The following is a 20,681-nucleotide window of genomic DNA, read 5'->3' as shown; positions in this document are numbered from 1 at the left end:
GGGAGATCCCAAATTTACTAATAATACGCCTTTCATTATTTTTTTGCTTTTTATTTTAAGCTTTTTACTTTAAGCATTTGGTGGTTAAACTCTTGATAAAGGTAGCACTTGCCGCCTTTTAGAAATATCATCAGTATTATTTTTTATTTATACTACAATCTACAAAATCGATGCTGTTTTAAAATTGGTGGTAAGGGACATCAGGTATTTTTTTGGAGTTGTAGCAAATTTTTTCTTAAATCCCACAATGAAGTGGCTTCCGGTGCTGTAACCTATTTTTAAGCCCACTTCATTTACATTGTAAGAACCGCTGTCAAGCAGGTTTCTGGCCAAATCCATTTTGTATTCAAACAGAAATTCATACACAGTATGACCATACATTTGTTTGAACCCCATTTTTAGTTTCTTGCTATTAAGGCCAATTTCATCTGCCAATTGCTGTAAACCAGGCGGCTCATTCATATTTGCAATAATGATTTCTTTGGCTTTTCTGATTTTCAAAACATTGTCTTGATCAATTAAAAATGGACAATGTTGCGCACTTGGATTCTCAAAGCTGTTAAAATACAAACTCAGCAGTTCATATGCTTTTCCTTTAAAATAAAGGTTTTTTATCGATGGATGGAAGTTATAATGAAACAGCTGGCTTAAAACAATTGCCATGGGGGGACTCATATTTGCTTTATTAGAATACTTTGGGTTATTATTATCAGCACTCAGTAAAGTAATATAATCTGTTTGAGTAGCAAACAGCGCGTGAAATTTCTCAATGGAGACAATAATAGAAATCACCCATGAATTTGGAGCAAGCTCTAAATGAAGTGATGTCTGCTTTTTGGGATTGTAGAAAAGCTGGGATTTTTCCTCTTTCAATTCTAAAGTGTAGCTACCCTGACTCAACAAAATTTTACCATTGCCTTTGAGCCCGAAATGAAACTGAATCATATCACTTCCTAGCTCACGGTTGGCAAAAAAAGGCTCTGAAGTGTCATTCTGAAAGCGGATAAGGGTGAAATCGTCTTCAATTTTTGTTTCTTCCTGCATTTTTTTGATATAATTAATTAATTTACTTTTTAAGGTTTTTTGGTTCTTATTGTCTGTTTGCGCCTAGCACTGCTGCAACTTGAATGTTTATTTTATTAGAAACTTTGCTTTTAACAAGATTTGGTATTTCAATATTAAAATCACTGGCATTAACACTAAAATCAGATAAAATACTAACTCCTGATACTGATTTGCTTATGCGTGCTTTGGTGATTATATCCTTAGATTTTCCATGAAGTTCTAATTTACCTTTAATGATAAAATCTTTAGGATTTACCCTTAGGCTTTCAAGATCAAATCCTTCTATTTTTCCTCTAAAGGTTGCCTTTGGATAGCGGTCACTTTCAATATAATTTTCATTGAAATGTTCTTCCATCAAAGCCACTTTGAATCGAAATCCTTTCATTAAGGCTAAACTTGCAATTTCACCCGTTGCAGGATTCAGGATAAAAGTAACATTAGTATTTATGGCCTTGACTTCTTCAAAAGAAGCAACAGATCCTTCAAAGGTAATTTTGCCAGATTTGCTGATCATTTTTTCTTGCGAATGACCAATAGCGCAGACATATAGCATTGCAATGAGTAAAGCTTTTTTCATGATTTTTGGTTTTAGATTATTTCTAGCTAATAAAATTATTCTTGTTTTACTCTTATTTTAAAACCGCAATTATTTCAACTTTGACTCTATTGTCAAGTTTATACTTAATAAGCGATGGAATTGGGATGTTAAAATCACTGGCATTTACTGCAAAATCAGAAATGATGGTGATTCGGGGCCCGGTTTTAGTAATTTTTGCAGTGGCTTTTATATCTTTAGATTTACCGTGAAGTTCTAATTTTCCTTTTATAGGATAATCTTTATAATCTTCGGTTAATTTATTGGCATCAAATCCTTCTATTTGCCCTCTAAAAACAGCTTTTGGATATTTATCGGTTTCCATGTAATTTTCATTAAAATGTTCCTGCATCAAAGGCATTTCAAACTCAAATCCTTTCATTAGTGCTAAGCTTGCAATTTCTCCCGTTAGTGGATTTAAAACAAAAGTTACATTATTATTGGTCCCCATAACTGGCTGAAAAGAAGGGAGTGAAGCTTCAAAAGTGATTGTCGATGATTTAGTTAAGATTTTTTCTTGTGAAAAACAAAGAAATGAAGCCAAGATCATGGGTATTAGTATGATTTTTTTCATCTTTTTATTATGGATCATTGTTCTAATAATCCATCCTGTTCCCATTTTTTTATGATATCTATTGTACTTTGAGGCAACCTAGGACCGCCCTGTGGCATTAATAAACTATTTCCATTTTCTAAAGAAATTCGGGTAATCAATCCACGATTTAAAACTGCATTTTTCACCTGGTCATAAGTAACCAAAGACATAGGAGCTCCATTTTTAGGAATTGCTGCGTGACATACAACACAGTTATTATCAACAATGGATTTCACATTCTCCTTGTATGTTGCCAAACCAGTAATTGGCGCAGTATCAATTAAAGTACTGGGATTATCATCGGTGCAACTCGCAAGTATTGTGGCTAATGAGCAGACTGCGAAAAAAGTTTTTAAGTTCATAGGATTGGTTTTTAGGTTATAAACAATAAATGATTTTAATGATTATAAAAGCATTTTGAGAACATATACGACAAAATCAATGATACAGATTTGGGCATTGGCAAATTTGATAGTTTAAATCCAATAGGTATTTTTTAACGTAGATAATCCAAATACTAAAAACCAGCCATGATAAAAAAAATACTCCTTACAACTTCCCTTTTGCTACTAATTGGAATTTCATTTTACCTCTACAGCTACAAAGGTCATAGGGATATCAAATCAGAAACCCCCGATTATATTGTAACTATTTACCAACTGGAAAAAGAGTTTAACTCTAATGACAGCCTGGCTTACATCAAATACCAGGATAAAACAATTCAGCTCACCGCACAAGTAACCACTATTGATAGGGCCAGTAATGGAATTCTTATTGGAGAAAAAATATTTGCAACATTCAAAGACCCTTTACCCAAAGATATTGTAAGTGGCAAAATGTTAAAAATCAAAGGGCGATTTTTAGGATATGATGAGCTCTTACAAGAATTTAAAATAGACCAATGTTCAGTTCTACACTAAAAACAAATAACAATTTAAAACTAACCACATGAAAAAGTTCATTGCATTATTGCTTTTATTCCCATCATTAACCTATTGCCAGGACGACTTATTATCGGGAGTAGATATACCAATTACAAAAGAAAAAGTGACCTCTGCCTTTAAAGCCCTGAAGATTGTTAATCTTGAATCTACAAAACTGGCAGCAAAAAAAGATTTGTATTTTGTAGTTGCACACCGTTTTGGTTCTGTAAAAGATGGTTTCGAAGGCTTCTATGGATTGGATAATGCCAATACACAAATAAAATTCATCTATGGATTAACCGATGGACTTAACATAAGTGCGGCCAGGAGTGAATTTGCTTATGACTTTGCAACAAAATACATGCTATTTGCTCAGATAAAAGACGGTTTTCCTGTTGCTATTGCCGGTTTTAATAGTTTGTCTATTAACAACACGTTAAAAGAAAGCCTTTATCCTAAACTTGAGTTTAAAAATAGGCTCACCTATGTAGCACAGCTATTAATTTCCAGAAAATTTTCCGAAAGGCTCTCTTTAGAAATAGTCCCAACCTTTTTTCATGAAAATTTTGTTGAAGACCCAGAACAAAGTAATTCACAATATGCCGTAGGTTTTGGAGGGCGATACAAGTTTGCTAAACGCTGGTCATTAAATCTTGATTATGCAGCACACTTAAACAGAGCTCCAAATTCTCTTTATAAAAACCCTTTATCCATTGGTTTTGACCTGGAGACCGGCGGACATGTTTTTCAAATGCATTTTACCAGTTCTCAGGCCATTGATGAGGCCGGATATCTTGGAAGAACAACCGGCGACTGGAGAAAAGGAGATGTTTTTTTCGGCTTTAATCTTGCCAGAGTTTTCTAAGGTTACCTCAATTTATAATGTGTGGTTATTTAAAATAATTCTAAACTGATCTTTTGATCCTTTAAAATAAAACCAACCCCAGAGAGTGTGCGTATATGAACTTGAAAATCTAAATCATTTTAAAAACCAGCTGTATGAAAATTAACAAATTTATTAAAAAGGGCCTTTGGACAGGATTGATTATTATGGTACTATTTTTTGCCATTCTTCTATTTCACATCATCACCGCCAAGCCTGCTGTTTATGAAAGCCCGAATCTGCAAGTAAGCCGAATTGATTTTAAAACAGACATAGATTCTCTTCAGGCCAGACAAATATGTTCTGATTTAAGATCTATTAAGGGATTGACCTCAGATTCCATAATAGTTAAAAGAAACGTGGTGGTTTACTTCCACAACAACAGGATCACTAACTCTCAAAAGGTCTACAGCGAGCTAATGGCCAAAAGACATTATGAGGCTAAGCGTTATATTTTACCCGAGAATTTGGTAAACAAAGAAGTTTGCCCTGTAAATCAAAATAGTTTAAGCTATCAATGGTCTCAAAAAATAAATCGATTTTTTAATTAACCCTTTAATATTATTACCTATGAAAATTTATTCTAAAATTACACTTAGTGTATTACTTGTTACATCTGCAGCCATGACTTCTTGCAGCAGCAATGATGATGATGCTCCGGCACCTGTTGTAAAGGCATCTATTTACGAACGACTGGGCGGAACTAAAATGGTTTCAGACCCTGATAACTCTGGTCAAATGATCGAACAGGGACGCTTGAGTTTCCGCAAAGTGGTAAACTCAACTATAGGATTAATTGTTGCTGATGTTCAATCGAATGCAGCAGGGAATCTGCAAGCACATTTTGCTCCTTTATTAGCAGAAACAGGAACTACCCAGGCTACCAATATTGCTAAATTGTCAGACAATCTAACTGATTTCTTTTCGTTTAATACCGGAGGGACAAATGCTGTAAATACATATTCTGGTTTGAATATGGTAGCTGCACATGATCCTGCAAAAAATCCTCGTATGGGAACAAAATCAAGTAGTGCTGATTATACAAAATTTGAAGGGTATGTAGGGGCTGCGGCCAATGCAAATGGTGTTGCTTCTAATACAGAACTTTATACTGATATTGTTGCTGTTTTAGAATCATTGAGAACTCCAATTGTTCAAAAATAATTTCTTCTCAAAAACGCTACCTTTCCCGGTAGCGTTTTTATTTACCATACTTTGTTTTATTGAAAATACATTTGTTAATTATTTTAAATGGATCGCTTATATTATTTGTTGTCTTTGCCCAACCAATAGCGATATTTTTTCCATCTCGTTAAGATAAAAAAATGTTATTTACTAATAAGAGTATAAAATATTATGGAGTGCCTGGCATTATTATAAATGGTAAAAAACATTTAGAACTGTCAATTTGAATCAATTCATTTCAGGGCTATATATAGGGTTGCTTCAGCATCGAATTAGTTAGTAATAATTGTATTAAACTTTTAAGGAAAGTATTATATGGAAAATTTTAACATGTCCAAAACCACCACTTTTTACGCTTTAGGTTTAAGTTATAAAAAAGCAGATGCGGCTATAAGAGGAAAGTTTAGTTTAGATGCTAAGGCCCAATCTGATCTATTAGCGCAAGCCAAAACTGAAGCAATAGAATCATTAATTGTTACTTCTACTTGTAACAGAACTGAAATATATGGTTTTGCCAATCATCCTTATGAGTTAATTAAATTGCTTTGTGAAAACAGCAAAGGTTCTGTAGAAGAATTTCAAGAAGTTGCTTACATATACAAAAATCAAGAAGCTATCAACCACATGTTTCGTGTAGCAACAGGTTTAGACAGTCAGATCTTGGGTGATTTTGAAATTGTCAGCCAGATCAAAATAGCTTTTAATCATAGTAAAGGGCAAGGTTTAATCAATACATTTTTAGATCGATTAGTTAATTCGGTTATACAGGCGAGCAAAAAAATCAAAACAGATACTGAAATTTCCTCTGGTGCGACATCGGTTTCATTTGCATCAGTTCAATATATTATCCGAAATGTACAAGACATTGTAAACAAAAAAATTGTATTGTTCGGAACAGGAAAAATAGGCAGAAATACTTGTGAGAATTTAGTAAAACATACTAAAAATGGTCACATTACCCTTATAAACCGAACTAAAAGCAAGGCTGAAGTGTTGGCTGGAAAACTAAATGTTATTGTTAAGGATTTTGTCAGTTTAGAAAAAGAAATACAACAGGCAGATGTTCTGGTAGTAGCTACCGGTGCGCAAAATCCTACTATAGATAAAACATCACTGAATTTAAAGAAACCATTATTAATTTTGGATTTATCCATTCCAAGAAATGTAAATCCCGATGTAGAGGAAATACCAGGGGTAAGCTTAATACATTTGGATTATTTATCTCAAATTACAGATGACACCCTTGAAAGAAGAAAGCAGCATATTCCTGCTGCAGAAGCTATTATTGAAGATATGAAGTTGGAATTCAATACATGGATAAATGGCAGGAAATATGCCCCAACTATTCATTCTTTAAAAGCTAAACTTAGTGGTATTGTAGCTGATGAATTGGCTTTTCAGAAAAAGAAAACAATCCATTTTGATCAAACTCATGTTGATTTAATTACCTCTAGAGTTGTTCAAAAAATAACAAGTCATTTTGCAACTCATTTAAAAAATGAAAATACTTCCTTGGATGAGAGTATCGAGTTTATTGAAAAAGTTTTCCAAATAGGGCCGTTTGAACAAAAAAACATGTCTAGGCCAATAGAAGAAAAATACAAAATTAACCTGTCATAAATATTCTAAGATAATCTCCTTTAATTGTGGAACCAGAAAAAGGATTTGAATTTGTAGCAAGATCGTACGCAATTTGAAGTCGATAATACACCGTACAAAATTGATTTACTTTTTTATCATACCATTTTATACACTTATGTTGTAATCGAACTCAAAGCCAGAGTAAAGAAATGTGATAAGCTATTTTCTAGGGCTGATGATTTATATGATTTTAATTGCCGAAATGTTAATCTTAAATATGTAAATAAGCAAATGGACTTGGTTATAATACCGCAAAAAGAGATTTGATCTGGAAGCTAAGGTAACTTATCACAGCAATAATGATAGTGTTTGCAGGGCTAAAACATGAAGTGGTCGGAATTTCTTGCGACCACTCTTAAGTATTTACCTGCTTTTAATTCACCGATAATTCAGGTATTTCTTTAGGTAGATTTTTTATTGATACATTATCAAACTACGATATTACACTAATAAGGTTCCACCATCAATCACCAGGCTTTGTCCTGTTCCGTGCTGTTGCTTGATCAGATATAAAAATCCCTGGGCAACATCTTGAGTCTCGCCCACTCTTTTCAGGAGTAAGGTCTCTGCATAATACTTATACATAGCCTCACGATCGCCTTGGGGCATCGTATCCCACAAATTGCTTTTTAAAACACCTGGCACTACACAATTTACCCGAATAGGGGCTAACTCAACAGCCATAGCCCTTACAAAAGCCTCCATGGCTCCACAGATTGCCGAAGCTACTGACCATCCCGCCCCCGGACGTGCATTGGCAGTTCCACTGGTTAGGGAAATAGAACCACCCTGATTTATAAAAGGCGTAGCATATTTTACCGCCGCAACCGCACTCCAGAAACGCAGGTCAAAAAAAGATTTTGTAGTATCAAGATCGGTTTCACTAACTAGGTTTAATTGAAGATTTTCACCAGCAGTATAAACCAGGTGGTCAAAACTTCCAATTTTCGTAAAAAAGTTCTCGATATTGCCCTGCTTGCTTAAATCAACAGCAAACCCTTCTGAATCTGGGGGCAGTTCACTTAGGGCCATATTGATACGGTCCTGGTTACTGGACACTATAATAACTTTTGCCCCCTCACGCGCAGCGGCCATTGCAGTAGAGAATCCAATTCCGGAACTGGCACCCAATAAAATGATTTTCTTACCCCAAAGGGGTTTCAAATTTGTATTCATAAAATTAAATTTAGATAAATGGACATTAGTGATAATTTAACAGCAATTGGCCTTATAGCATCTTTATTCTCTTTGCTCTACTATACTTTTCCAGATAAATAAAGTATTGTTTATGCTCTGGTATTAGACTTCGGACTAGCCAGATGCATTTCCTTAGAATTGCTGTTAGCTAATTTTCGATTGCAAATCTGCTGAAAATAAAACCTGTGACACTTAACAAATGGTAAAAACGAATCGGTTTTTTTATCAGGTATTATTAAAAATTAAATGATAATTTTGAGTACTCTACCTAATTGGAATTAATATGTCAGTGATCTCTAATAACCTTATTTCTTTTTTAGACCAGTATCATGTATTTGATCAAAAAGAAAAAGAATTAATTTTAGACTATTTTATGCAAAGCAGCGATAAGGAAGCAGATTATCTTTTCCATGGCGGGCATGTACCCGATGAATTATTCTTTATAAGTTCTGGTGTCCTTAGAATTTTAGTGCAAAATGAAAAAGGCAATAGTGTCACCCATTTTTTTTTAAAGGAAAATCAATTTTGTACCATTTTGAATAATTTTAAAAATGCAACAGTTGCCACAGAGAGTATCCAGGCAGCTTGCACGGCCCAGGTATTTAGAATTTCAAAAAGACAATTGGAAGAACTCTATTTAAAAATTCCTGCCATTGAGGCAATTATTGCCCAAAGCATCCAAGAAACTCTTTTAGAGAAGATTTTGATTCGCAATAGTTATCTTGGGGAGGATTCGACAACTAAATATAGAAAATTCATACTCCAGCAGCCCGAAATTGCATCTCGCGTATCTCTAAGTGACATTGCAGCGTATCTTGAAATAACCCCACAATCCTTGAGCAGGATTCGAAGGAATATCAAGTAATATTCACCTTATAAAAAGAGGTTGAAAAAAGTAAGAAATCAATTTGCGCTGGTGGCTTGGATATATTTTGGTATACTTTTTTAAATATTTTACAAAACAGAAAGAGGGGACTCAAATCCCGGATCATAGTCAATTTGGCTGCTCTTTGCATTGGAATGTAAAAGCATTCTTGGCTTAGAGAATAACTCTTTGCTTGATGATCTTTAAAGGCGTTTTGCCCAGACTCCAACTAAATCAGCAATACAAGGCCCAGCTGAGCATGTCTTGACTCACTATCTATAATGGCTTTTAAAGGGGATGATCAATAAGCAATAGCGGCATAAAGAAAAGAATAAGTTATTATACCCATTTTAGTTTAATCGTATCCCTTATTGATTTAGAAGTTTTATTTAATTGATCCTGTGCACGAACTGAAATTGTTTTTATCCTATAAGTACAGAATTAATTTTTGTTCTGCACTTTTTTGTTTAATATTCTTCGGGCGGAATCAGATGCAGCAATAAGACCGGCGGCCATCATGATGATGTCTTTGATCACTAATCTTCCCCCGGCAGAAAGAAATGGGAATCCGTGATTTATTGTCTGAAAGTCACCACCTAAATTAGGCACATAAACCTCAGGGGTGGTAATTAGGAAAGAGAGCGTTACTAGAGACATTCCAAAAGTTAACAGCCCTGCAATAAGGCCTATTTTGTTGAAATAAATTCCAAGTAAGTTCATAAAACCAATGCCAACAATAACAATCCCGAGTCCGATTGCAAAAACATAAGTGCCATTTTCTTGGTGCCAAGCGATGTTTTTGTTTATTTCTTGGCCTTCAAGGTTTTTGTATTCTTTGTACTCAGGGGCTTCTTTACTATAAAAGAAACTCATTAAAGGACTATTTGCCACAAAGGGAACGATACCGTCAGCTTCGTATTGAAAGGCTTTAAGCCCACCTATCCAGATCATCACTATAGCAATAGCAATTCTGATCGAATTGATAAACTCTTGTTGCGCGTTTGCTAAAAATTGTAACATTTGCTTTTTTTTTAAATTATTTAATTTTAAGCAAAGTTATAGTCTCTTGCCATTCTATAAAATGGACGAAAGGGGATATTACTTGGACAAATATGCCACTTGAGAAATGCCCCCTTTGTTTCTAAAAACCTGTGGGGAGATCTGGGTGTGTTTTTTGAAAAAGCGGCTAAAGTAATACTCGTCACTAAATTGCAATTCGTACGCAATTTCCTTAATGCTTAAGGTGGTGAGGTGCAGCTTTTTTTTAGCCTCCAGGATTAATCGGTCTTGAATTAGCTGCGAGGGGTTCTTGCCAAAATATTTAATACTTTTTTTGGTTAGTGTATTGGCAGAAATGCCAAGTATCTCAGCATAATGATTGGGTTTATGAAGTGTTAAATATTTTTGGTCTAGCAATACTCTAAATTGCTCCATTTGTTGATCTTTAGCCAGCGTTAGATCTTGCTTTTCCATGGTTCTTAATTTAGCCGTACTGCATTTGGCCAAAATAACCTGCAAATATGATTTTAGAATCATTGGGGAAGAATTAGGATCCTTTAGTTCTTCTTGTAAATGATTTAAAACCTTATGAAAATCTTCATGTTGTTGCTGCGAAAGACTTAAAGAGGGCTCCAAATAGATGTTGTTGAAAAGCAAACCATTGCAGGCTACCTCGTCTCTATGGGCTTCAATACAATAAAAATCACCGTGAAATTTGACAATAGTGTACTCAATATTTTTACAATTTTCAATGTAAATGCTTTGCAAAGGGGTAGAGAAGAGGATTATGGGCCCAGAGAAATTAAAGGAAGTGAAATCGGCATGGTAAATACCATCTCCTTTATGAATTACAATTATGCAATATTCGGCCAACTGAACAGGATGCTCTAAAGAAGAATGCTCACTTTTTTCAATTCCAATTAGACATTCGCCCTGTTCTCCAAAAATAGTATTCATAGTTTGCTTTTATGGGTTAAAACAAAACTATTTAAAATTTTAAATAGTTTTGCTGACTATCATTTTAAATTATTCAAAACGATAGTCTCAAAAGTATTAAAAAGACTTCAATAGAATCAGATTGCTGTATCTTAAAACTATAATTTAAGTTTAAATGATATTGAATTGTATAATCCTTTAAAAAAGGTCCTGTCTTGTATTGTGAGAATTGCAACAAATCAGACCGCTTTTTGATACAAAACAATACCGTGATGAAACGAAGTTTTTAATGAGGTTTGCATATACAATTTTTTTAGCATGACAAGCAAGGTTAAAAATGGTGTTTTTAGCATTTGGTTTTAACTTTTTCTAGAAAATGGATTGAGTATCATTTTTAGATAAGTTTGGATTGAATAATTAGTTTTTTTATTTCCCTGTTTATTTACTGTTTTTTGTAAATAATTGTTTGAGCGCAATTTCACAATAAAATAGATACCAGGGTCAGAGAATTCGAAATTATAGAAACCATCTACTTCTTTGCTATAGAATTAATGTAAAAAAAGAGCTTAAGTGAATTGCTCCCATTATGTTAAGATGACAACTTTAAAAATTGAAGGTTAAATTTAAGTTAGTTTTAAACTAGAGAGTTTAATAGTCTCTCTAGTTTTTTATTTTTATAATCAACTAAATTACATGAAAAGAAATAAAATATGCTTAAGCCTAATTGCTGCATTGCTAGTAACATCATGCGCTAGTAAATATTATGAGAATACAAATGGAGGTATAATTGTAAATATAAGCCCTGCAAAAGGCGCAGCATTAAGCAAATTACGCTTGCAGGTTTTAGGGGATAATTTGGTGCATGTCTCTGCAACACCAGATAAGGTATTTGTAAAAGATTCCAGTTTAATTATTGTCCCAAATATTGGCACTGTTCCCTTTAAGGTTAGCAAAGTAAAGGATTCTATTAAATTAGCTACCAAAACTTTAAATGTTCTGATTTCCTCAAAAGATGGAGGTATTAAGTTTAAAGATAAAAACGGCAAAATTATTCTGGCCGAAAGCTCTGGTGGAGGCAAGACGTTTAGTCCGGTAGAGGTTCAAGGAACTAAGGGCTACACAATTCGTCAGATTTTTGAATCGCCAAAAGACGAGGCTTTTTATGGCTTAGGACAACATCAGTCAGATGAGTTTAATTACAAGGATAAAAGCGAAGAATTATTTCAATACAACACTAAAGTTTCTGTACCCTTTATTGTTTCAAATAAAAATTATGGACTTTTATGGGATAGTTATTCCCTAAGCCGTTTTGGAGATAGTCGTCCTTATGAGCAGTTAAATGCTGTTTTTAAATTATACGATAAAAATGGTGAACCTGGTAATTTAACAGGTACTTATCTTACACCAGATAACGGGAAAATAGAACTAGTTCGAAAAGAAGCGTCTATTTTCTTTGAAGATGTTAAGAGTTTTAAAAACTTACCAGCAGATTTTCCTTTAAAAAATGCGAGTGTTACTTATCAAGGCGATATTGAAGCCCCGCAGAATGGAGAATATAAATTCACTTTGTATTATTCAGGTTATGTTAAAGTGTATTTGAATAATCAATTAGTAGTTCCAGAGCGCTGGAGAACTGCATGGAATCCTAACAGCTATAAGTTTTCAATGCCGTTAGAAGCAGGTAAACGAGTTCCTGTGCGAATAGAATGGAAACCAAACGGAGCAACATCCTATTGTGGATTAAGGGTAAGAACTCCTCAACTCATTGAAGAGAAAAGCAATCAGGTATGGTGGAGTGAAATGAATAAAAAATTAGACTATTATTTTATTCATGGAAATTCTATGGATGAAATAGTGAAAGGATATCGTACCCTGACAGGAAAAGCTCAAATTATGCCAAAATGGGCAATGGGTTATTGGCAAAGCCGTGAGCGTTATAAAACCCAAGGAGAGATTCTAAGCAATTTTAAGCAGTTTAGAGAACGTAAGATCCCTATAGATAATATAGTATTGGATTGGAATTATTGGGAAGAAGATGCTTGGGGAAGTCATAAATTTGATCCAAAGCGCTTTGAGAATCCAAAAGCGATGGTAGATTCTATCCACGCCATGAATGGTAAGATGATGATTTCGGTATGGCCTAAGTTTTATAAAACAACTCAACATTTTAAAGAGTTTGACCAAAAAGGATGGATGTACCAACAGGCCATCAAAGATAATGTTCGTGACTGGGTTGGTCCGGGTTATGTGGGGTCTTTCTATGATGCATATTCGGGTGGTGCAAGAAAATTATTTTGGAAACAAATTTATGAGAATTTATATCCAACAGGAGTGGATGCCTGGTGGATGGATGCCAGTGAGCCCAATGTGCTGGACTGCACAGATATGGAGTATCGAAAATCCTTGCAAGGTCCAACAGCTTTGGGACCCGCGACAGAATACTTCAATACGTATGCTTTGATGAATGCTGAGGCCATTTATGATGGGCAACGCAATATAGAGCCAAATAAACGCGTGTTTTTATTGACCAGATCCGGTTTTGCAGGATTACAACGCTATTCCACAGCAACATGGAGTGGTGATATTGCAACACGCTGGGAAGATTTAAAAGCACAAATTTCGGCAGGTTTAAACTTTGCCATTAGTGGTATTCCATATTGGACTATGGACATTGGCGGATTTTGTGTCGAAGATCGTTATGTAGATGCTCAAAAGGAATATGATAAAAATGGAAAAGAAAATGAAGACAGTAAAGAATGGAGAGAATTAAATACACGCTGGCATCAATTCGGAGTCTTTGCGCCCTTATACAGATCACATGGCCAATTTCCCTATCGTGAACCCTGGAATATAGCCCCTGAAGGGCATCCGGCCTACGAGTCTATTTTGTTTTATGATAAGTTGCGTTACAGGTTAATGCCTTATATCTATACTATGGCCGGGATGACCCATTTTGACGATTATACCATTATGCGTCCTTTGGTTATGGATTTTTCAAACGATAAAAATGTTGTAAACACTACCGATCAGTTTATGTTCGGTCAAAATTTTATGGTATGTCCGGTGTATAAGTACGGCGCTCGTAAAAGAGAAGTTTACTTTCCTGCAGGGACTAACTGGTATGATTTTAACTCCGGGGATTACATCAAAGGAGGACAAACTTTAGCTGTAGAGGCACCATATGGTCGTATTCCGTTATTTATTCCCCAAGGAGCAATCATTCCTGTTGGACCAGAAATACAATATACCGATGAGAAACCAGCAGATACTATTGTTCTTTATGTTTATAAAGGGAAAAATGGAAGTTTTAATTTATATGAAGATGAGGGATCAAATTATAATTATGAAAAAGGATTCCATTCCAGCATTGCATTTAATTACAATGAGGCAAGTGGCGTTTTAACTATTGGAGAGCGTAAAGGAGAATTTAAAGCAATGTTGAAAAACCGAAAGTTTGTTATTGTTGCTGTGAGTAAAGAAAATCCTAAAGCATTTCTGTATGATGCTAAAGGGCAGATAGTCAACTATGATGGCCATCTGCAAACTATTAGGTTAAAATAACTAAAATAAAAAAAAAAATATCATCAAAATGCTGTGGATTACCAGATAACTTATCTTGGCAAAATAGGGATTAAAAATGGAATTATAGCTTTCTTTTAAGACATTGGCCTTGGCATAGGGAAAAGCAATAACTATACTTACTCAAAGCGCACAATTGATGCTATTACTCAGCAACAATTGAAGTTTCACAAGCTTATTGAAATTCTTGAGTGTAATGAAAATAAGAGGACTTCAGCAAGATTGGTATTGCGCGTTTAATTAAAAACTAAAAAAAAACTAAAAAAAAACTAAAAAAAAACTAAAAAAAAAACTAAAAAAAAACATCATCACTAACTAATATTTCAAATGAAAAAACTTTTTTTATTAATCTGTATTTTTATTGTTCTTCAGAATGTTTCTGCACAAAGTAAAGCTACAGATCTAACAATACTTAAAACAGAAGATAAAACGATCATCAATAAACATATTTATGGTCATTTTGCAGAACATTTAGGAAAATGTATCTATGGAGGACTTTTTGTTGGAGAAGACAGTAATATCTCAAATACAAAAGGAGTTCGTAATGATATAATTAGAGCATTGCAGGAGTTAAAAGTTCCTAATCTTCGCTGGCCTGGAGGATGTTTTGCCGATACTTATCACTGGAAAGATGGAATTGGTCCTAAGAAAGACAGGCCAAGTATTGTTAATCGCTGGTGGGGTGGAACCGTGGAGGATAATAGTTTTGGAACTAATGAATTTTTAGATATGTGTGAAGCTATTGGGGCAGAACCTTATCTAGCAGGAAATGTTGGAAGCGGATCTCCTCATGAGTTAGACGAATGGGTGCAGTATGTAAATTACCAACCAGGTTCTCCAATGTCTGATTTAAGAAAGAAAAACGGTAGAGAGAAACCTTGGGGAGTTAGTCTTTGGGGAGTTGGAAATGAAATGTGGGGATGTGGGGGAAATATGACTGCAGAATTTTACGCTAATCTGTACAGACAATATGCCACTTTTATCCCAGATACAAAGGGTGGTAAAAAGTTATTCAGGATCGCCTCAGGGGCAAATGGAGATGATTACCACTGGACAGAAGTTTTAATGAGAGATATTCCTAAGGGACTCATTGAAGCTGTGGCCTTACATTGGTATTCAGTTGCTAATTGGGATCGCAAAGGATCCTCTACAAAATTTGATGAAAGTCAGTATTTTCAAACCATGACTGCGGCTGTTAAAATCGAAGAGTTGGTTCAAAAGCATTCTCAGATCATGGATAAATATGATCCAGAGAAAAAAATTGCTTTGATAGTAGATGAGTGGGGCGCATGGTATGATACCGAAGAAGGGGCAAGTGCATTATATCAACAAAACACAATGAGAGATGCCATGATTGCAGGTGTAACATTAAATGTATTTAACAATCACGCAGATCGGGTAAAGGGAGCAAATTTAGCCCAGATAGTTAACGTTTTGCAAGCCGTAATTTTGACTGACAAAGAAAAAATGGTACTTACACCCACCTACCATGTCATGAAAATGTATAATGTACATCAAGATGCTCTTCTGATTCCTTTAGAGATAGAATCTCCAAAATATATTTTTGATAAAAAAGAGTTGCCGGCGGTTTCTGCTTCGGCTTCAAAAGATAAAGCAGGTGTAACTCATTTTTCACTTGTAAATATTGATTTAAAGAAAGAAAACAAAGTTAAAATTAATTTAAAAGAGCTGGGGATAAAAAGTATTAAAGCAGAGGTACTCTCCTCTTCAAAAGTTCAAGATTATAATACTTTTGAGAATCCAAACAAGATAATTCCAGTTCTTTTCAATAAGTTTTCAATAAAAAATGATACTTTAGAAGTTACAATCCCGCCTTTTTCTCTTGTGGTTTTAGAAGGGAAGTAAAAAGTAGTGATGGATAAATAAATTGCATTTACGCTAGGAGCATACTGCGATAATAAAATCAAGTCACCCTACCTTTAATTATTAAAAGTGGCTAAGGAGGGACCAAAAAACATTTATTATATTTGAATTTTTCAGGAAAAGCAAAAAAAAAAGGGGAAAGAAATTTAGCCTGAATAATTATCTTTCTGCCTGCCTGATTATTTTATTTATCATTTTAAAATGAAGAAAAATATTAGACAAATCTATATTTATACATCTGTACTATTTTGGATTTTTTCTTTCCAAAGTAGTATGGGACAATCTTCTTATGTTTTTCATCATTTAGAAACTACACAGGGCCTTTCAAATAATAATGTTAAAGCATTTCTAAAGGATAGTTACGGTTTTCTTTGGATAGGTACAGAGTCTGGATTAAACAGATATGACGGATATGGATTTAAGGTTTATAAGATGCATGCGGGGGTATCCAATAGCCTGTCTTCAAATAATATTGTGGAATTGCAGGAAGATGCTCTGGGCAATATCTGGGTAGACTTAGGATATTCTTATATGGTTTATAAAAGAGATAAAGATTCTTTTTCAGACCCAAAATTGTTGTTGCTTAATCTGGGTATAAAGCCGGATTTTAATGCTAAGGTTTTTATCGACAAGAATCGTAATCTCTGGGTGATAAACAAAAAGCAGATATTTTTTTACAATTTCAAGAAAAAGAAAACCTCTGCATTCCAATTAAAAACTACTCTACAGGATGAATTCTCTATCACTGATAATGAAGAATTTATCTATGCAATTCAATTTAATTCAGGGGTTTGCTGGAAGATGAATAAAAAATCAGGAGTTTTTGCATTCATAGAATTACCGGCCTTTATTAAACAAAATTGTATTAATGCTCTTAATATAATTTATCTAGATAGTAATAATGGCTTGTGGATTTGTTCGGATAAAAGCGAGGAGGTTTTTTACAAAAAGAATTCTATTGAGCAGTGGGAAAAATTTGAATTGCGTTCGCAATTAAAAACCCAGGCCAATCATATAACAAGTATTATCGAGAATCAACCAGGACAGATCTGGATCGGAACAGACCACAAGGGATTGTTTATCTATGACAAAGGAAGAGATGTATTTGAGAATCTAATATCTGACCCATGGCTGGAGACTGGCCCCTCATCGAACAGTGTGAAGTGTCTCTACAAAGACAACAACGAGACTATCTGGGTTGGATACAATAAAAAGGGGCTTTCCTACTATCATGAGAGTTTTCGAAATTTTATCAATTTCAGACATACCCAATGTTCCGATATCATGTCTATAATGGAAGATCATCAGGGAAATATTTGGCTGGGAACAGATGGAAACGGACTATATATAAAAGATAAAAAATCAGAGGCCATCAGGAAATTGCCAGTTCCCGACATTGCCGTAATATCGATACTGGAGGATAGGAAGAATCGTGTTTGGATTGGTAGCTATCAAAGAGGACTTTTTTGTTATGAAAATGGCAAAATGATTCAGTATACTACAAAGAACAGCAAATTAACCAATAATAGTATTTGGAATTTAAAAGAAGACCGATATGGGAATATATGGGTTGGGCCACTGGGTGGAAAAATCCAGATATTACCAAGAGATTCGGAAAGTTTTAATTCTTTGATTACCCCATTTGATGATCTTGTTTACGCCCTGGATATGTTTTATGATGGTGGTGATAAAATGTACTTTGGTACCGTAGGTGGTCTCTTGGTAATTGATATTACCAATTACAAAAAGATTTTATATCATGGCAATAAGAGAGCAAATCAAACTTTTCCCCAAGATCAAATTTCCAATGTCTATAAAGATAAACGCGGCCTGATATGGCTAGGTAGTAATGATGGACTGATTATCTGGAATCAAAAAAAGGATACTCTTTACTATTTTAACAAAGAGAGTGGCCTATGCGATAACTTAATTAAAGGTATAACAGAAGACAATTTCAACAATATCTGGGTAACAACAAGCAATGGACTTTCTATCCTTACAGTAAGGCCGACATCAAATGGAGATTTTACTTTTTCAAGTAAAAATTATTCGGTCAAAGATGGTCTTATGAATAATTTTTTTAATGACCGTGCTTTTTGCAAATTACAAAATAATGATATTGTTCTTGGTAATGTAGAGGGATATACAGTTTTGAACCCTAATAAAATGTATGAAAAAGACCAATCTGCATCAAAGGTTATATTTACTGAATTGGCAGTAGGTAACAATACTATTCAGGTTGACTCCTATTATGATGGCCGTAAGTTGCTGGACCATTCAATGCAATTAACTTCAGAGTTAAATTTCAGCTATGATGATAAACTTATATCCTTAGAGTTTACAACAGGGAATTTATTGAATGCAGATAAGGTAAAATATCTTTATCAGATAGAAGGCTTTACTACACAATGGTTGCCAACTCAGAAAAATAAAATAGCAATATCTTCACTTCCAACTGGGAATTACAAACTTTTAATAAAAGCGCGCAATGGTGATGGTGTTTGGAGCAATATCCCTACAGAATTATCTATCAATGTAATGCCTCCTTTCTATTTTTCAATTTGGGCTTTTATTATATATGCCATTTTAATTATTGGCACATTAATATTTTTTGTTGGTAAGACAAAACAAAAACATCAAATAAAACTCGAGCAGCATCGTGTGCAGATGGATCATGAGAAAGAAATGCATATTAATGAAATCAAGTTAAGGTTTTTTACCAATATTAGTCATGATTTGCGTACCCCCCTTACCCTGATTATTACTCCTTTGCAGATTTTATTGAGTGATGCAACGAGTGAGAGTATGAGAAAAAAATTAAGTGTTATGTATAAAAATGCACAACAGCTGATGACATTAATAAATTCACTTCTGGATTTTCATAAACTCGATGTTGGCGTAGAGAGACTGAACTTAAAATCGGGCGACTTTGTTGCTTTTATCAATGAAATTTACCTCTTATTTTGTGTTTATGCAGAAGAACGTAATATTACTTTGCTACTATTGAGTGATATTGAGAGTTTGGAAATGTCCTTTGATAGGGATAAGATTCAGAAAATATTTTCAAATTTACTCTCAAATGCATTCAAATATACTCTAGACGGAGGTACTATAAAGATCCATATAAAGAAAGCGGGGGATAATGTTTGTGTTAGTGTTTCAGATACTGGCCGTGGTATTAGCAATAAAGAAAAAGAACATATTTTCGAACGTTTTTATCAGGCTCAGCAAGAACAGGAGAAGACAGGAACTGGTATAGGACTACATATTGTCGCTGAATATATCAATCTTCATGCAGGATCAGTAAGTGTTAGAGATAATTTTCCTCAGGGTAGTATTTTTACCTTCCAAATTCCAATCAGAGTGAGTGATTTAAATGAAGACGAAGAATATTTGTCGGAAAACACTTTGGAAGAATTTACTATAGAGCAGGAGCAAGAAACTTATGAAGCCATAAATAAAAAAATATTATTATTTGTAGACGACAACAATGATTTTTGTGAATTTATTAAAGATAATCTCCAGGATGTATATATTGTAATAACGGCTAATAATGGAGAAGAAGCGCTGCAATTGCTACAAAAGTTTAATGTAACCATTATCGTAAGTGATGTAATGATGCCTGTAATGAATGGGATAGAACTTTGTAAAAAGATAAAAACAAATATTCATTGGTCTCATATTCCCGTTATTTTATTGACTGCGCGTACCGCTGAGGAACATATAGTAGAAGGTCTGGAGCTTGGTGCAGATGATTACATAACTAAACCTTTTAATTTTAATTTGCTAAAACTGCGTATTCAAAAATTTGTAGAATGGACACAGAGAAGTCACGCCTCGTTTAGTCAAAAGTTAGATGTTTCTCCTTCAGAGATAACCATTACCTCTTTGGATGAAGCGCTAATAGCAAAAGCTATTAAGGTTGTCGAAGAACATATAAGTGATATTGAGTTTTCTGTTGAAGCCCTTAGTATGGCTTTAGGTTTAAGCCGTGGTCATTTATACAAAAAATTAGTTGCCATTACCGGTAAAGGTCCTATAGAGTTTATCCGAACTATACGATTGAAACGCGGACGTCAGCTTCTTGAAAAAAGCCAAATGCAAATTGCAGAAATAGCGTATGAGGTCGGGTTTAATTCGCCGAAAAGATTCGCTAAGTACTTCAGGGAAGAGTTTGGTTTTTTACCCTCTGAATACTTGCGCAATTATAAACAACAACAATAATAAGATTTGTTGAGTGAAATCATTAAATTCATTAATGCTATAAAGTAAAACAGCAATAAACAAATACAAGTACAATTCAAGGGAGTAGTAAGCTTAGTTTTACTACTTTT

16 protein-coding genes are annotated in these 20,681 nt (G+C 34.3%); 9 read left to right on the top strand and 7 right to left on the bottom strand.

All coding sequences use genetic code 11. The features are described from left to right. Positions 1-159: 159 nt before the first annotated feature. From IRZ78_RS25290 to IRZ78_RS25275, 4 genes are read right to left on the bottom strand one after another with little or no spacing between them, the layout of a single operon-like run. The gene (locus IRZ78_RS25290; protein WP_194620255.1) at positions 160-1,044 is read right to left on the bottom strand and encodes an AraC family transcriptional regulator; all 885 of its coding nucleotides are present in this window, start codon (positions 1,042-1,044) and stop codon (positions 160-162) included. Positions 1,045-1,090: 46 nt separating this feature from the next. After that, positions 1,091-1,642: a YceI family protein gene (locus tag IRZ78_RS25285; RefSeq protein ID WP_194620253.1), complete on the bottom strand. Its 552-nt coding sequence runs from the start codon at positions 1,640-1,642 to the stop codon at positions 1,091-1,093. A 52-nt stretch (positions 1,643-1,694) separates the two neighbouring features. After that, on the bottom strand, positions 1,695-2,234 hold the full coding sequence (locus tag IRZ78_RS25280) for a YceI family protein (RefSeq protein WP_194620251.1): 540 nt from the start codon (positions 2,232-2,234) through the stop codon (positions 1,695-1,697). Positions 2,235-2,248: 14 nt separating this feature from the next. Continuing rightward, positions 2,249-2,617 carry a hypothetical protein gene (locus IRZ78_RS25275; protein ID WP_194620249.1) on the bottom strand — a complete coding sequence of 123 codons (369 nt, stop codon included), beginning with the start codon at positions 2,615-2,617 and terminating at the stop codon, positions 2,249-2,251. A gap of 168 nt (positions 2,618-2,785) precedes the next feature. Here IRZ78_RS25275 and IRZ78_RS25270 point away from each other — a divergent pair, with 168 nt between their 5' ends. The 5 genes from IRZ78_RS25270 to hemA all read left to right on the top strand — a co-directional run bounded on the left by IRZ78_RS25270 (position 2,786) and on the right by hemA (position 6,866). Continuing rightward, positions 2,786-3,175 (top strand): hypothetical protein, encoded by a 390-nt coding sequence (locus IRZ78_RS25270; RefSeq protein ID WP_194620246.1) that lies wholly within the window; start codon positions 2,786-2,788, stop codon positions 3,173-3,175. A 28-nt stretch (positions 3,176-3,203) separates the two neighbouring features. Further along, on the top strand, positions 3,204-4,043 hold the full coding sequence (locus tag IRZ78_RS25265) for a DUF5777 family beta-barrel protein (RefSeq protein WP_194620244.1): 840 nt from the start codon (positions 3,204-3,206) through the stop codon (positions 4,041-4,043). A gap of 134 nt (positions 4,044-4,177) precedes the next feature. Continuing rightward, a complete protein-coding gene (locus IRZ78_RS25260; RefSeq protein ID WP_194620242.1) occupies positions 4,178-4,612 on the top strand; it encodes a hypothetical protein in 435 nt (144 codons plus the stop codon). A 19-nt stretch (positions 4,613-4,631) separates the two neighbouring features. After that, positions 4,632-5,225 carry a hypothetical protein gene (locus tag IRZ78_RS25255; RefSeq protein WP_194620240.1) on the top strand — a complete coding sequence of 198 codons (594 nt, stop codon included), beginning with the start codon at positions 4,632-4,634 and terminating at the stop codon, positions 5,223-5,225. A 336-nt stretch (positions 5,226-5,561) separates the two neighbouring features. Beyond that, complete coding sequence (gene hemA, locus IRZ78_RS25250) at positions 5,562-6,866, top strand: glutamyl-tRNA reductase (RefSeq protein ID WP_194620238.1); 1,305 nt, start codon at positions 5,562-5,564, stop codon at positions 6,864-6,866. A 462-nt stretch (positions 6,867-7,328) separates the two neighbouring features. Here the strand turns inward: hemA and IRZ78_RS25240 are convergent, their stop codons facing one another. Further along, on the bottom strand, positions 7,329-8,051 hold the full coding sequence (locus IRZ78_RS25240; RefSeq protein ID WP_228520620.1) for an SDR family oxidoreductase: 723 nt from the start codon (positions 8,049-8,051) through the stop codon (positions 7,329-7,331). A gap of 316 nt (positions 8,052-8,367) precedes the next feature. On the opposite strand from IRZ78_RS25240, the gene IRZ78_RS25235 reads away from it, so the two are divergent. After that, complete coding sequence (locus IRZ78_RS25235) at positions 8,368-8,949, top strand: cyclic nucleotide-binding domain-containing protein (protein ID WP_194620234.1); 582 nt, start codon at positions 8,368-8,370, stop codon at positions 8,947-8,949. Between the two features lie 441 nt (positions 8,950-9,390). On the opposite strand, the gene IRZ78_RS25230 is transcribed toward IRZ78_RS25235, so the two are convergent. Then, a complete protein-coding gene (locus IRZ78_RS25230; RefSeq protein ID WP_194620232.1) occupies positions 9,391-9,969 on the bottom strand; it encodes a DUF417 family protein in 579 nt (192 codons plus the stop codon). 78 nt (positions 9,970-10,047) lie between these two features. Continuing rightward, positions 10,048-10,905 (bottom strand): helix-turn-helix domain-containing protein, encoded by an 858-nt coding sequence (locus IRZ78_RS25225; RefSeq protein WP_194620230.1) that lies wholly within the window; start codon positions 10,903-10,905, stop codon positions 10,048-10,050. A gap of 672 nt (positions 10,906-11,577) precedes the next feature. Between IRZ78_RS25225 and IRZ78_RS25220 the strand changes: the two genes are divergently transcribed. The 3 genes from IRZ78_RS25220 to IRZ78_RS25210 all read left to right on the top strand — a co-directional run bounded on the left by IRZ78_RS25220 (position 11,578) and on the right by IRZ78_RS25210 (position 20,571). Next, a complete protein-coding gene (locus IRZ78_RS25220; RefSeq protein ID WP_194620228.1) occupies positions 11,578-14,445 on the top strand; it encodes a TIM-barrel domain-containing protein in 2,868 nt (955 codons plus the stop codon). A gap of 345 nt (positions 14,446-14,790) precedes the next feature. Further along, positions 14,791-16,329, top strand: coding sequence for an alpha-L-arabinofuranosidase C-terminal domain-containing protein (locus IRZ78_RS25215; protein WP_194620226.1), 1,539 nt, complete (start codon positions 14,791-14,793; stop codon positions 16,327-16,329). Positions 16,330-16,548: 219 nt separating this feature from the next. Beyond that, positions 16,549-20,571 carry a two-component regulator propeller domain-containing protein gene (locus tag IRZ78_RS25210; RefSeq protein ID WP_194620224.1) on the top strand — a complete coding sequence of 1,341 codons (4,023 nt, stop codon included), beginning with the start codon at positions 16,549-16,551 and terminating at the stop codon, positions 20,569-20,571. Positions 20,572-20,681 lie beyond the last annotated feature (110 nt).

The organism is Flavobacterium sp. CSZ (assembly GCF_015350725.1).
GTDB lineage: Bacteria > Bacteroidota > Bacteroidia > Flavobacteriales > Flavobacteriaceae > Flavobacterium.
Note: the sequence above shows the minus strand (reverse complement) of the source record. Positions and strands in the feature narration are given on the sequence as shown.